General features: G+C 62.8%; 14 protein-coding genes. 8 read left to right on the top strand and 6 right to left on the bottom strand.

The window, feature by feature from the left end:
* Positions 1 to 8: 8 nt before the first annotated feature.
* Genes AC1D08_RS14570 through AC1D08_RS14555 form a run of 4 tightly spaced genes read left to right on the top strand, consistent with a single transcriptional unit; the run spans position 9 to position 1892 of the window.
* A complete protein-coding gene (locus AC1D08_RS14570) occupies positions 9 to 305 on the top strand; it encodes a YciI-like protein (RefSeq protein WP_457150186.1) in 297 nt (98 codons plus the stop codon).
* A 42-nt stretch (positions 306 to 347) separates the two neighbouring features.
* Positions 348 to 773 carry an EVE domain-containing protein gene (locus AC1D08_RS14565; RefSeq protein WP_095084061.1) on the top strand — a complete coding sequence of 142 codons (426 nt, stop codon included), beginning with the start codon at positions 348 to 350 and terminating at the stop codon, positions 771 to 773.
* A 53-nt stretch (positions 774 to 826) separates the two neighbouring features.
* Positions 827 to 1426, top strand: a complete 600-nt coding sequence (locus AC1D08_RS14560) for a class I SAM-dependent methyltransferase (RefSeq protein WP_457150215.1) — start codon at positions 827 to 829, stop codon at positions 1424 to 1426.
* Between the two features lie 49 nt (positions 1427 to 1475).
* Positions 1476 to 1892: a DUF1761 domain-containing protein gene (locus AC1D08_RS14555; protein ID WP_457150185.1), complete on the top strand. Its 417-nt coding sequence runs from the start codon at positions 1476 to 1478 to the stop codon at positions 1890 to 1892.
* Between the two features lie 16 nt (positions 1893 to 1908).
* Here AC1D08_RS14555 and gcvA read toward each other — a convergent pair whose 3' ends face one another.
* The gene (gene gcvA, locus AC1D08_RS14550) at positions 1909 to 2829 is read right to left on the bottom strand and encodes a transcriptional regulator GcvA (protein ID WP_457150184.1); all 921 of its coding nucleotides are present in this window, start codon (positions 2827 to 2829) and stop codon (positions 1909 to 1911) included.
* 130 nt (positions 2830 to 2959) lie between these two features.
* Between gcvA and AC1D08_RS14545 the strand changes: the two genes are divergently transcribed.
* Positions 2960 to 3223 carry a hypothetical protein gene (locus AC1D08_RS14545; protein ID WP_457150183.1) on the top strand — a complete coding sequence of 88 codons (264 nt, stop codon included), beginning with the start codon at positions 2960 to 2962 and terminating at the stop codon, positions 3221 to 3223.
* 107 nt (positions 3224 to 3330) lie between these two features.
* Here the strand turns inward: AC1D08_RS14545 and AC1D08_RS14540 are convergent, their stop codons facing one another.
* Positions 3331 to 3867 carry a L,D-transpeptidase family protein gene (locus tag AC1D08_RS14540; protein ID WP_477423537.1) on the bottom strand — a complete coding sequence of 179 codons (537 nt, stop codon included), beginning with the start codon at positions 3865 to 3867 and terminating at the stop codon, positions 3331 to 3333.
* A 144-nt stretch (positions 3868 to 4011) separates the two neighbouring features.
* Between AC1D08_RS14540 and AC1D08_RS14535 the strand changes: the two genes are divergently transcribed.
* Together AC1D08_RS14535 and AC1D08_RS14530 are read left to right on the top strand one after the other, a co-directional pair.
* Positions 4012 to 4695, top strand: a complete 684-nt coding sequence (locus AC1D08_RS14535; protein ID WP_023760937.1) for a response regulator transcription factor — start codon at positions 4012 to 4014, stop codon at positions 4693 to 4695.
* A gap of 119 nt (positions 4696 to 4814) precedes the next feature.
* Positions 4815 to 5270 (top strand): Crp/Fnr family transcriptional regulator, encoded by a 456-nt coding sequence (locus AC1D08_RS14530; RefSeq protein WP_095084055.1) that lies wholly within the window; start codon positions 4815 to 4817, stop codon positions 5268 to 5270.
* Positions 5271 to 5336: 66 nt separating this feature from the next.
* On the opposite strand, the gene AC1D08_RS14525 is transcribed toward AC1D08_RS14530, so the two are convergent.
* The 3 genes from AC1D08_RS14525 to AC1D08_RS14515 form a co-directional block, all read right to left on the bottom strand.
* A complete protein-coding gene (locus tag AC1D08_RS14525; RefSeq protein ID WP_457150181.1) occupies positions 5337 to 6143 on the bottom strand; it encodes an exodeoxyribonuclease III in 807 nt (268 codons plus the stop codon).
* A 297-nt stretch (positions 6144 to 6440) separates the two neighbouring features.
* The gene (locus AC1D08_RS14520) at positions 6441 to 7121 is read right to left on the bottom strand and encodes an outer membrane lipoprotein carrier protein LolA (RefSeq protein WP_457155263.1); all 681 of its coding nucleotides are present in this window, start codon (positions 7119 to 7121) and stop codon (positions 6441 to 6443) included.
* Positions 7122 to 7267: 146 nt separating this feature from the next.
* Entirely contained in the window at positions 7268 to 9940 is a 2673-nt protein-coding gene (locus tag AC1D08_RS14515) for a DNA translocase FtsK (RefSeq protein ID WP_477423535.1), read from the bottom strand.
* A 215-nt stretch (positions 9941 to 10155) separates the two neighbouring features.
* On the opposite strand from AC1D08_RS14515, the gene AC1D08_RS14510 reads away from it, so the two are divergent.
* Entirely contained in the window at positions 10156 to 10527 is a 372-nt protein-coding gene (locus tag AC1D08_RS14510) for a hypothetical protein (protein ID WP_457152439.1), read from the top strand.
* A gap of 323 nt (positions 10528 to 10850) precedes the next feature.
* Here AC1D08_RS14510 and AC1D08_RS14505 read toward each other — a convergent pair whose 3' ends face one another.
* Complete coding sequence (locus AC1D08_RS14505) at positions 10851 to 12206, bottom strand: ammonium transporter (RefSeq protein WP_095084052.1); 1356 nt, start codon at positions 12204 to 12206, stop codon at positions 10851 to 10853.
* Between the last annotated feature and the right edge of the window lie 28 nt (positions 12207 to 12234).

Genomic DNA, 12234 nt, shown 5'->3' with positions numbered 1-12234 from the left:
GAAAGACCATGCTGTTTGCTTTGATTTGCAAGGACAAGCCCGGGACCCTGCAGGTGCGCCTCGACACGCGTCCCGAGCATATCGCCTTTCTCGAAGGGTTGAACGGCGACAAGAAACTGGCTTTCGCCGGTCCCTTCCTTGACGCCGAAGGCAAGCCCAATGGCAGCCTCGTCGTCGTCGAGGCGCCGGACCTGGCAGGGGCACAGGCCTTGTCGGCCGCCGACCCGTACGCCAAGGCCGGACTGTTCGACAGCGTCGAAATCCGCCAGTGGAACTGGACGTTCAACAAGCCGGCGGCTAGTTAATTCCGGTCGCTGGCGGACGCACGCCAAGGAGGAGCAAAAGAAATGAACTACTGGCTGTTCAAATCCGAACCCTCGGTCTTCTCCTTCGAGGCGCTGAAGGCGAAGGGCAAGGCCGGCACGCAATGGGATGGCGTGCGCAACTATGCCGCGCGCAACAACATGAAGGCCATGCAGATCGGCGATCTCGGCTTCTTCTACCATTCCAACGAGGGGCTGAACGTGGTTGGCATCGCCGAAGTCTGCGCGCTTGCCCATCCCGACACCACGACCGACGACCCGCGCTGGGAATGCGTCGACATCCGTGCCTTCAAGGACGTGCCGAACCCGCCGACGCTTGAAGAGGTCAAGGCCAATCCAAAGCTTGCCGAAATGGCGCTGGTGCGGCTCGGGCGGCTTTCCGTGCAGCCGGTGACGCCGGCGGAGTGGAAGGAAGTCTGCCGCATGGGCGGCCTGACACCCGCTCCGTGACGGCGCTCACACCAGACAGCGCGAAACAATTCATCCTCGACAACACGGCGCTGATGGCGCCGCCGCATGTGCCGGAAATCCTGCTTCATCTTGCCGATGAGGCGCATGATTTGTGGCAGCGGACGGAGGATGAGCTGGTCGAGATCGGCCTGCCGCCGCCCTTCTGGGCCTTCGCCTGGGCCGGCGGCCAGGGCCTTGCCCGCTACATCATCGACAATCCGGCTATGGTGCGGGGAAAGCGTGTGCTCGACTTCGCTTCCGGCTCCGGCCTTGTCGCCATTGCCGCGGCCAAGGCCGGTGCTGCCGGCATGATCGCAACCGACATCGATCCTTTCTGTGCGACCGCCATCCGCCTCAATGCGCAGGCCAACGATGTCGGGATCGACTTCCTCGGCACCGATTGCATCGGCACCGATGCGGGATGGGACGTGATCCTGGCTGGGGATGTTTTCTACGACAATTCCTTCGCCGTCCCGCTGATACCTTGGTTCGCAACGCTGAAGGCGCGCGGCGCCGAGATCCTCGTCGGCGATCCCGGCCGGTCGTATATGCCGAAGGCGGGACTGGAACCGCTTGCGGTCTATGAAGTGGCCGTCACCCGGGCGTTGGAGGATTCACTGGTCAAGCGCACCACCGTCTGGCGGTTTGCTTGACGCCTTCGCCGAACAGGCGTTCCATCAGATTTGCATTGGAGGGGGACGCATGGATTTTGAAGCAGTGAACTGGCTGGCGGTGATCGCCGCCGCCGTCGTCGCATGGTTGTTCGGCGCCGCCTGGTACATGGGCCTGAGCAAGCCGTGGCTCAAGGCCGCCAGGCTCGATCCCGCAACAATGAAGAAATCACCGCTGCCCTTCGTCATCAGCTTCATCGCCGAACTGGTCATGGCCTACATAATGGCCCTGGTGGTCGGCGCGATGACCGGCGGCGAGCCGACATTGCTAGCCGGACTTGTCTTCGGCTTCGTGCTTTGGCTGGGCTTCGTCGCCACGACGCTCTCGGCCAACCACCGCTACCAGGATTTCGGCTGGGACCTGACCCTCATCGACGGCGGCCACTGGCTCGGCGTGCTGCTGATCATCGGCGTGGTTATCGGCTGGTTCGGCGCGGCGGCAGGCTGACGACCTGCCGCGATCGTCAGGTCTGCGTCCTGGCGACTTCCTCGAGGATCCATTCGCGAAAGGCGGCGATGCGCGGATCGTCGGCAGTGCTCTCGGGATAAACCAGGAAATAGGCGAACTCGGCTCCCACCCGCAGGCCGAGTTCAAAAGGCTGCACCAGCCTGCCTTCGGAGAGGTCGTTTGCCACCATAGCGAAATCGGCGAGTGCGACGGCATTGCCCTCGATCGCCGCCTGAACGGCATCGGTGGAGTTCCTGAACACGATGGTGCGGCTGTCGTCGAAATCGCTGATGCCGGCCGCCGCCATCCACATCCGCCAGTTCGGCCATGTCACGCCTTGCCGCGCCCATTCGATATGGGCAAGCGTGTGGTTGAAGAGGTCACGCGGCTCGCGCAGCGGCGGACCGGACGTCAGCAGGCCCGGGCTGCACACCGGGATGATGATGTTGTCGAACAGGCGATGGGCGCGGAGGCCCGGGTACTTCCCGACGCCGAACCGGATGCCGACATCGACGTCGTCGAGGTCGAAATCCCGCACTTCGTAGGCGATGTCGAACCTGAGCTCGATATTGGGGTGATGCCTTCGAAAATCGTCGACGCGCCGCATCAGCCATTTTGAAGCGAACTGCGCGTCGAGCGTTACCTTCAGCAGTGTCGTGCCGCGGGTCAGCTTGCGTGCCCGCGAGACGGCCCGGCCAAGCAGGTCGAGTGCATCGATCGATGCCTCGAACAGCACCGTGCCCGCCGCCGTCAGCCGGATGGTGCGGCTGGTGCGGGTGAACAGCACGATGCCCAGTTGATCCTCGATTTCCTTGATCTGATGGCTGACCGCTGCCGGCGTCAGGCCGAGCTCGTCGGCGGCACGCGTGAAGTTGAGGTGCCGGGCGGCGGCTTCCAGCGTCCTCAGCGCTCGCGTTCCAGGCAGCAGGCGGGACATGCCATTCTCAAATAAAACTTGACGATCTCGAAAGAACTACTCGTTTCTCATTTAGATTTCAATGCGGCATGATCCTGCCATCGCAACACCATCAAACCGGATTTGATATCCGGATGAAACGGATCACGCCATGTCCCACATTGTCTTGAATGCGCCGGTATCCACGCCGGCTTGGCTTAGCGCGGTGCTTGACTGGTTTCGCCATGCCAGGGTCGCCATCCGCCTCGCCCGCTACGATATAGCCCACCAGAACGTCGAGAACCTCTCCGATCGCCAGCTACGCGACATCGGCGCCGAGCGCCGTAACGTCGCCCGCGCCGTGGACAGGGAAATGGGTCGGCTGGGCCTGCTAGACATCGGCTGGCAGAAGCCAGGCAGGCGATTAGGGGAGTAAGGAAATAGGGCAGTACGGCCGAAGGGGGAGTTAAGACAGCACCGACACACATGCCCTACTGCCCTACTGCCCTACTGCCCTACTGCCCTACTGCCCTACTGCCCTACTTACCGCATCACCCTCATCACCGTCTTATCTGACAGCAGCGGCAGCAGCCGCGCCATCGTGCGCGCGGTCACCGCCACACACCCTTGTGTCGGCGTGAAGCCGGGGCGCGCCAGATGGAAGAAGATGGCGCTGCCGCGCCCGCGCCGGCGTGGCGCCAGGTTCCAGTCTAGCACCAGGCAGGCGTCATAGAGGCGGTCGTCGCGCCGCATGCGTTCGTGGCTGGCGCCATAGGGAATCTTGACCGGCCTGTTATAGTTGCGGTCGTCAGGCACTTCGCACCAGCCCAGATCAGGCCCGATCGGCGTCATCGCCAAACGGGTTTTGCGGCCACTGGAGAACTGATCTCCCCGGAAGTAGCCCGACACGATCCGCATCGGGCCAAGCGGCGTGGCGCCGTCGCCTTCACGCTTGTCGGCCGAGATGCCGCCCCGCCCCAGCGCACACGCAAACACCGTTCTGCCGGCCTGCAGCAGGCCCTGGCTTGGGTTTCCGGGCCTCGCCCGCACGGTCAGCACGCGCAGCTCTTTTCGCAAAATTGCGCCGGCTGCATTGCTATCGCGTTTTTTCTTGTATGATCGTGCCACGGAACAAATCACTGTGATCGGCTGTTGTGCTGGTCAGCTTCCGCATAAAGAGACAGCGGTCAACTGAATTTTCTTTTCAAAACAACGGATTGATCCATGACTTCACGCACCATTCTAATCGTCGACGACGATGACGACCTGCGCGGCACTCTGGTCGAGCAATTGTCCCTCTACGAGGAATTCGACGTGCTGCAGGAATCGACTGCGGCAAAAGGCGTCGCCACCGCGCGCGGCGGCCTCATAGATCTGCTCATCATGGATGTCGGGCTGCCCGACATGGATGGCCGCGAAGCGGTGAAGATCCTGCGCAAGGGCGGCTACAAGGCGCCCATCATAATGCTGACCGGCCACGACACCGATTCCGATACGATCCTTGGTCTCGAGGCCGGCGCCAACGACTATGTGACGAAGCCGTTCCGCTTCGCCGTGCTGCTGGCGCGCATCCGTGCGCAATTGCGCCAGCATGAGCAGAGCGAAGACGCCACCTTCTCGGTCGGGCCCTACACCTTCAAGCCCAGCCAAAAACTGCTGATCGACCCCCGCGGCGGCAAGGTGCGGCTGACGGAGAAGGAGGCCTCGATCATCAAATATCTCTATCGCGCCGACCAGAAGGTAGTGACACGCGACGTGCTGCTCGAGGAGGTGTGGGGCTACAATTCCGGCGTCACCACGCACACGCTGGAAACCCACGTCTACCGGCTGCGCCAGAAGATCGAGCGCGATCCTTCCAATGCGGAAATTCTTGTGACAGAAAGCGGTGGCTACAAGCTGGTTCCTTAAACATTTCATTATCCAATCAGCGGCCGGGCGGGACCGCATTCGGGTACGATCCAGTTGGAGGGGGTTGTGGATCGTATCGCAGGGGAGGGAATGGACTGACCGTTCGGGGACACAGCTAGATGGCGTTGGATGACGACATTCGCATCCTGTCCGCCGTGAGGCTCTTCGAGGGCTTCACGCAGGAACAGTTGCGTCTGCTCGCCTTCGGCGCCGAGAACACAATATTGCTTGCCAATCACAAGCTTTACCGCGAGGACGACGAGGCCGATTCCGCCTATGTCGTGGTCAGCGGGCGCATCCTGCTCTATCGAGAGCAGAACGGCGAACGCATCCCGATACGTTCGGTCGGCCCCGGCGCGATCCTGAGCGAACTCGCATTGATCGCCGACAGCAACCGGCTGACCAGCGCGTCGGCCGAAATCGATTCGGAAGTGATACGGCTCAGCCGCAAGATGTTCCGCCGTATCCTGGAAGAATATCCGGAAATCGCAGTGAATCTCCACCAGCGTATCTCCGAGGAATTTCAGACACTGATCCGCCGTATCGAGGAACTGGCGCCCCGCTTCTCTGACTAGCGGCAGCGATGAGCTGGTCATCCCGCTGCCAGGACCTTAGGGGTAAGGTCTGGCCGCGACGTAGCTCTAATCGAGATCGAAGCGCGCTATGACCGGCACATGGTCCGACGGCCGCTCCCAGCCGCGCGCCAGGCGCAGGATCTCGTAGCCGGCAAAATCAGCCACCAGGTTTGGTGACGACCAGACGTGATCGAGCCGCCGGCCACGGTCAGAGGCCTGCCAGTCCTGCGCGCGATAGCTCCACCAGGTGTAGAGCTTCTGCTCCTGCGGAATATTGAGCCGCATCAGGTCGACCCAGTTGCCGGCCAGCCGCATCGCCTCGAAGCTTTCCGTTTCGACCGGCGTGTGGCTGACCACGTTGAGCAACTGCTTGTGCGACCAGACGTCGTGTTCGAGCGGGGCGATGTTGAGGTCGCCGACAAGGACCGAGCCGGACACCTCGTCATGCTCGGCACGGATGGCATTCATCTCGGCGACGAAATCGAGCTTGTGCTTGAACTTCCTGTTGATGACAGGATCCGGTTCGTCGCCGCCCGCCGGAACGTAGAAATTGTGCAGCAGGATGGCCTTGCCGCCGGCCCGCACTGTCACCGACAGGTGCCGGCTGTCCTCGATCTCGCAGAAGCGGCGCCTTTCGACCACCTCGATCGGCCGCCGCGCCACCGTGGCGACGCCGTGGTAGCCCTTCTGGCCGTGGAAGGCGATGTGCTCGTAGCCGAGCTTGCGGAACGCCTTGTCGGGAAACAATTCGTCCGGAACCTTGGTCTCCTGCAGGCAGAGCACATCCGGCGCATGCTCGACAAGCAGGCGTTCGACGATCGGCATGCGCAGGCGAACGGAGTTGATGTTCCAGGTGGCAATGGAAAAGGGCATTCGGCAATCCAGGACAGCGTATGGCCAGCCAGAACCGACAGGCTATGGCAGGCAAGACGCCTTTTGACGGAGTCAGTCCGGGAAACTGCCAGCCGCAAGCCGCAAAGACAAGCCGGCCCCCGCCCAGCGAGGCGCGACCCAGGGCTTTCCACAGCTATTGACGCGATTGGTCCTGGGGCGGTTCATCGTTTCACGGAAACGCAGAACCGCTCTATCTCCTTGTTTTGACGCGATTCCCCCAGGGAAAGCACTACGCGCTTTTCCCGGGAAGACCGTTTCACACTTTCCTGGAATGCTCTACCGCGCCTTGGTGTTGACTTCGCGATTCGCGCTGTAGTCGATGGCGAAGGTGTCGGCGGCGAAGCTGACGCCTTCCTTGACGTTGAAGATCATCACCGTCGTGTCCTTGCCCTGTGCGTCGGTGATCGTCCACTGACGCAGCTCGTAGGATTTGGCATCGAACATCATCGTGATCTTCGAATTGCCGAACACCGATTTGTCGGCGAGCTGGATGGTGGTGAGGTCGTCTTCCTGCTTGACGCTTTTGACGCGGTCGCCAGAGAGATCGATCTTGTCGTCGAGCAGCAGCTTCAGCGGCGTCTTCGACAGCGGATAGAGATCGGAGGTGTTGAGCCTCTTATTGAGGATGACCACCGACTTGCCGTCTGAAATCACCCGGAAATTTGACGTGCCGTCATAGTTGAAGCGGATCTTGCCCGGCCGTTCGAGGAAGAACTTGCCGCCGGTCTGCTCGCCCTTGGGGCCGAACTGCACGAATTCGCCGCTCATCGATTTGACCGAGGAAAAATGGTCGGCGATCTTCTGTGCGGCCGGCGGCACGGCCGCTTGCGCCGAAGCCAGCAACTGGAAGCCGGGCATCACGTTGAAGGCCGCCGCCCCTGCAAACCCCAGGCCCAGCCCGAGCAACTGGCGCCGGGTGGGAGCAAAACTGCGGAGCGCTGAAGGATCGTTTTTCATATCGGTCACTCTCATCTGATTCCTGAGTTGCTCTAGTGCTTGGACCCCCAGTTGGGCTGAAGTTTGGCGGGTCAGTCGCGCCTCATTCGCTTCAACGCCCTGAACGGTTCAAGGTTGCGAGACAGGAGATGTCATAAGGATCGCGGTCAGAACTTGTCCTCTTCGGTCGGCACCAGGATCTCACGCTTGCCGGCATGGTTGGCCGGGCCGACGATCCCTTCCTTCTCCATTTTCTCGATGATCGAGGCGGCGCGATTGTAGCCGATGCCCAGCCGGCGCTGGATGTAGCTGGTGGAAGCCTTGCCGTCGCGCAGCACCACGGAAACAGCCTGATCGTAAGGATCATCGGAATCCTCGAAATTGCTGTTGCCGCCGCCACCGCCGGAACCGCCCTTGCCCGACGGCTCGTCGTCGTCCTCGCCATCGTCCTCGGTGATGGCATCGAGGTATTCCGGCACACCCTGCAGCTTCAGATGCGCGACGATCTTCTCGACCTCTTCATCAGCGACGAACGGGCCGTGCACGCGCTGGATACGGCCGCCGCCGGCCATGTAGAGCATGTCGCCCATGCCGAGCAGCTGCTCGGCACCCTGCTCGCCCAGGATGGTGCGGCTGTCGATCTTCGATGTCACCTGGAAGGAGATGCGGGTCGGGAAATTGGCCTTGATGGTGCCGGTGATGACGTCGACCGAGGGACGCTGTGTCGCCATGATCACATGGATGCCGGCGGCACGCGCCATCTGCGCCAGGCGTTGCACCGCACCTTCGATGTCCTTGCCGGCGACCATCATCAGGTCGGCCATCTCGTCGATGATGACGACGATATAGGGCATCGGCTCGAGGTCGAGATTCTCGGTCTCGTAGATCGCCTCGCCGGTCTGGCGGTCGAAACCGGTCTGCACGGTGCGCGAGATCTTTTCACCCTTCTTGTCGGCTTGCTGCACGCGGGCGTTGAACCCGTCGATGTTGCGCACGCCGACCTTCGACATCTTGCGGTAACGGTCCTCCATCTCGCGCACGGTCCATTTCAGCGCCACCACCGCCTTCTTCGGATCGGTGACCACCGGCGTGAGCAGATGCGGAATGCCGTCATAGACCGACAGTTCCAGCATTTTCGGATCGATCATGATCAACCGGCAATCCTGGGGCGTCAGCCGATAGAGCAGCGACAGGATCATGGTGTTGATGGCGACCGACTTGCCCGAGCCGGTGGTGCCGGCGACCAGCACGTGGGGCATCTTGGCGATGTCGACGATGACCGCCTCGCCATTGATGGTCTTGCCCAGCGCCAGCGCCAGTTTGGCCTTCGTCGTTTCGAAGTCGCGGCTGGCCAGAATCTCGCGAAGATAAACGGTTTCGCGCTTGGCGTTCGGCAGTTCGATGCCGATGGCGTTGCGGCCGGGCACCACAGCGACGCGGCAGGCGATGGCGCTCATCGAGCGGGCGATGTCGTCGGACAGGCCGATGACGCGCGAGGATTTGATGCCGGGCGCCGGTTCGAGTTCATAGAGCGTGACGACGGGACCGGGGCGAACGGCGATGATCTCGCCCTTGACGCCGAAATCCTCCAGCACGCCCTCGAGCAGGCGGGCATTCTGTTCCAGCGCGTCCTTGGACAGGCTGGCATCGCGCACCACGTTCTTCGGTTCGGACAGGAAATGCAGCGACGGCATCTCGAATTTTTCCGAGCCGATCAGCGATGTCTGCGCCTCGCGCTGGACGCGGGCGCCCGGAGCCGGACGCGGCGCCGGCGCCTCGACGCGGGTGGCGGCGTCGGAGCGGAACTGCTGCACCCTGGCGGTCGGCGCCGAACGGCGTTGCACGACGGGCTCATCGTCGAATTCGGCATCTTCGCCATTGTCGAAGCGATCGCCGAAGACATCGTCATCATCCGGATCGACCGAAATGCTGCGGTCATTGACCATGGCGGCGAAGAATTCGGGCTCGACGCGGGCGCGACCGTCCGGGCTCATCCGCGATTCGGCGAACTCGGCCGACTCGACCCGTTCGGCGGCGCGCCGCCAGCCGCTCGCGCGCGGCTCCATCTCCGGCTCGTACTCCTCCCGCTCCTGCCTGCGGCGCACGGCGCGGCGGTGCATCCAGGCGCGCAGCGACAGCCACCAGTGGGTGATGGCACCAAGCGCCAGAATGCCTTCGTCGCCCTCATCCTCGTCATTGTCGAACAAAAGGTCGTCCTCACGCGGATCGACGGCAGGCTCGTCCTCCATCACGGCGAAGCCGTTCTTGCGTCCGATCAGCGCCGAACCGTGGGCAAAGAGCCACAGCGCGGGTGCGGCCAGCAAGATGGCGATGATGCTGGCGAACAGCCCGGTCGGATAGCCGCCGATCACAATCCCGGGGATCTTAAGCACCATGTCGCCGAACACGCCGCCGAGGCCGGTGGGCAGCGGCCAGGTCTTGGGCGGCACCACGCAGCCGGCCATTGCCGCGGCGAGCAGGGCGAAGCCAAACCATGAAAGCCCGCGCCTGGGCAGCCTGTCGACGCCGCGCGCGGAAAACAGCAGAAAGCCCCAGATCACGGTCGGAACCAGCGCCGCGACGGCGGCAAGGCCGAAGAACTGCATGGCCAGGTCGGAGAACACGGCGCCGGCATAGCCCATGGCGTTGGTGACGGTGTTGTTCGTCGCGTGCGAGAAGCTCGGATCGGCGACATTCCAGGTGGCAAGGCTGGCGACGCCGAATGCGGCCAGCACGAACAGTCCGGCGCCGACCAGCCGCCCGACCTGGCGCCGCGCGAACGCCTGGATGCCGTGCCCCGTATCGGCCAGCGCGAGCGGTGCTGAAGCCCCTGAACGCATGCTCATCCCCGTCTGTCATTGCTTCGTGCGGGTGCGTGGCGCACTCCGGCAGATTCGGGTCTCAGACTATCGGCGGGAAGGTTAAGGGCGCATTAACTATAAGAGGTTGAGATGATCAAACCTCGTTACCGACGGTTGAGCCGCTTGCTGCCCGAGGAAAGCGACCTGAGAAAGGGCCGTGACGTTGCCGCAGGGCCACCAATTTGGGTAGAGGCATGCAATCTGTCATCCTTCGCGTGGCGGTTCTGGGCTGGGCAGGGCTCAGTCTCCTGCTCGCTTTGCACTGGTTTGTCGAACTCGGCATGGTGGGCTTTCCGGATGGCTACGTGACACCCTTTGCCAGGGCGACCAGCCCGCTGCTGCACACCCTCGCCACCGCCTGTCTGATGCAAGGCCTGTATTTTTTGTACAGGGGTCTTTTCGGCAAAGGATTTGGATTGCTGGGGCTCGGCCTGCAGATTTTCATCGCGGCCGTCCTGACGGTGGCGCCTGTGCTGATTGTCAGGAATTGCCCTCATTCCCAGACATGCAGCAGGGCCTATGAGACGCTGACAAACACCATGATGGACGACGGCGCCGGCGGATAGGGCTGCCGCCGGAACGGTTTGTCGGGAGATCCTGCTCAAGCCCTGTCCACGCGCGGCCTCGCAACAGGCACAGGGCACGCCATTGTTTGGTCGGCAAAAAAGATCGAACCTCGGCTCGATCAAGACGCCTGTCGGCATGGTACCAAAAAAGAGGCCCGGAACGTGTCCGGGCCTCAATGCGTGACCTCCTTTCGGAAGCGTCACGACGGGATCTTTCAAGGCAATTCCAGGAAAATGTGCGGTGGTTTTCCGTTCGGAATTGCGTAGGCAGGTAAGGGGGCCGGCGGGAGGAGGGTTCCACCGGCCCCTTGGCTAAGCTGGCCTTACGGCACCACTTCGCCATGCTGGGAGATGTCGAGGCCCTCGACCTCTTCCTGGGTCGTCGGACGCAGGCCGACCAGCGCCTTGACGATGTAGAGGATCACGAAGGTGGCGATAGCCGTCCACACGATGGTGACGGCGACGCCGTAGATCTGCTTGCCGAGCGAAGCACCCGACGACAGGCTGTTGATCGCCGGATCGGCGAGCACGCCGGTGAGCAGGGCGCCGATGATGCCGCCAACGCCGTGCACGCCGAACGCATCGAGCGAGTCGTCATAGCCGAACATGTGCTTGACCTTGACCGCCGAGAGGTAGCAGACGACGCCGGCAACGATGCCGACGATGAAGGCGCCGGTCGGGTTGACGAAGCCGGAAGCCGGCGTCACCGCGACCAGGCCGGCGACGGCACCCGAGATGATGCCGAGCACGGACGGCTTCTTGGCGACGATCCATTCGGCGAACATCCAGGCCAGCGCCGCTGCTGCGGTGGCAACCTGGGTGTTGAGCATGGCGGCACCGGCGAGGCCGTCGGCAGCCAGTTCCGAACCGGCGTTGAAGCCGAACCAGCCGACCCACAGCAGGGAAGCACCGATCACCGAGTAGACCAGGTTGTGCGGCGCCATGTTGGTGGTGCCGTAGCCTTCGCGCTTGCCGAGAACCAGCGCGCAGACCAGACCGGCGACACCGGCGTTGATGTGGACGACCGTACCGCCGGCGAAGTCGAGCACGCCAGCCGTGCCGAGGAAGCCGCCACCCCAGACCCAATGCGCGATCGGCACGTAGACGACCAGCAGCCAGAGCGCCATGAAGATCAGCAGCGCCGAGAATTTGAAGCGTTCGGCGAAGGCGCCGGCAATCAGTGCCGGGGTGATGATGGCGAAGGTCATCTGGAACATCGAGAAGACGAATTCAGGAATGTTCGCGACGCCCGGCAGCCACAGCGAGGCTGTGGTGATGCCGTGATGGAAGAATTTCGAGGTGCCGCCGAGATAGGCATTCATGCCGCCACCGTCGGAGAAGGCCAGCGAATAGCCGAACATGAACCACAGCACCGTCACCAGGCAGGTGATGGCAAAGCTCTGCATGATCGTGGCGAGCACGTTCTTCTTGCGCACCATGCCGCCGTAAAACAGCGCCAGGCCCGGAATGGTCATCATCAGCACCAGCGCCGTCGAGGTCAGCATCCAGGCGGTGTTGCCGGTGTCGAGCACCGGGGTGGGGGCAGCAGCCGGTGCAGCCGCGGCCGCGGCGGGAGCCGCTTCCTGAGCGAAGGCGGCGACCGTGCCCAATGCTGCGAGAGCGAGCGACCCTAAAAGGGCGGCGCGTCCCGTCGTCTTCAAGGTGGAAGGAATATTCATTGAACTCTCCATTGGAATACGTGTTCGC

This window comes from Mesorhizobium sp. P2_E6 (genome assembly GCF_056403835.1).
Note: the sequence above shows the minus strand (reverse complement) of the source record. Positions and strands in the feature narration are given on the sequence as shown.

Bases quoted from the DNA above. Each gene is read 5' to 3' on its own strand.
- AC1D08_RS14510 (WP_457152439.1), top strand. From the start codon at position 10,156: ATGCAATCTGTCATCCTTCGCGTGGCGGTTCTGGGCTGGGCAGGGCTC.
- AC1D08_RS14525 (WP_457150181.1), bottom strand. From the start codon at position 6,143: ATGCCCTTTTCCATTGCCACCTGGAACATCAACTCCGTTCGCCTGCGC.
- AC1D08_RS14530 (WP_095084055.1), top strand. From the start codon at position 4,815: ATGGCGTTGGATGACGACATTCGCATCCTGTCCGCCGTGAGGCTCTTC.
- AC1D08_RS14515 (WP_477423535.1), bottom strand. From the start codon at position 9,940: ATGCGTTCAGGGGCTTCAGCACCGCTCGCGCTGGCCGATACGGGGCAC.
- AC1D08_RS14555 (WP_457150185.1), top strand. From the start codon at position 1,476: ATGGATTTTGAAGCAGTGAACTGGCTGGCGGTGATCGCCGCCGCCGTC.
- AC1D08_RS14570 (WP_457150186.1), top strand. From the start codon at position 9: ATGCTGTTTGCTTTGATTTGCAAGGACAAGCCCGGGACCCTGCAGGTG.
- gcvA (WP_457150184.1), bottom strand. From the start codon at position 2,829: ATGTCCCGCCTGCTGCCTGGAACGCGAGCGCTGAGGACGCTGGAAGCC.
- AC1D08_RS14520 (WP_457155263.1), bottom strand. From the start codon at position 7,121: ATGAAAAACGATCCTTCAGCGCTCCGCAGTTTTGCTCCCACCCGGCGC.
- AC1D08_RS14565 (WP_095084061.1), top strand. From the start codon at position 348: ATGAACTACTGGCTGTTCAAATCCGAACCCTCGGTCTTCTCCTTCGAG.
- AC1D08_RS14505 (WP_095084052.1), bottom strand. From the start codon at position 12,206: ATGAATATTCCTTCCACCTTGAAGACGACGGGACGCGCCGCCCTTTTA.
- AC1D08_RS14545 (WP_457150183.1), top strand. From the start codon at position 2,960: ATGTCCCACATTGTCTTGAATGCGCCGGTATCCACGCCGGCTTGGCTT.
- AC1D08_RS14535 (WP_023760937.1), top strand. From the start codon at position 4,012: ATGACTTCACGCACCATTCTAATCGTCGACGACGATGACGACCTGCGC.
- AC1D08_RS14560 (WP_457150215.1), top strand. From the start codon at position 827: ATGGCGCCGCCGCATGTGCCGGAAATCCTGCTTCATCTTGCCGATGAG.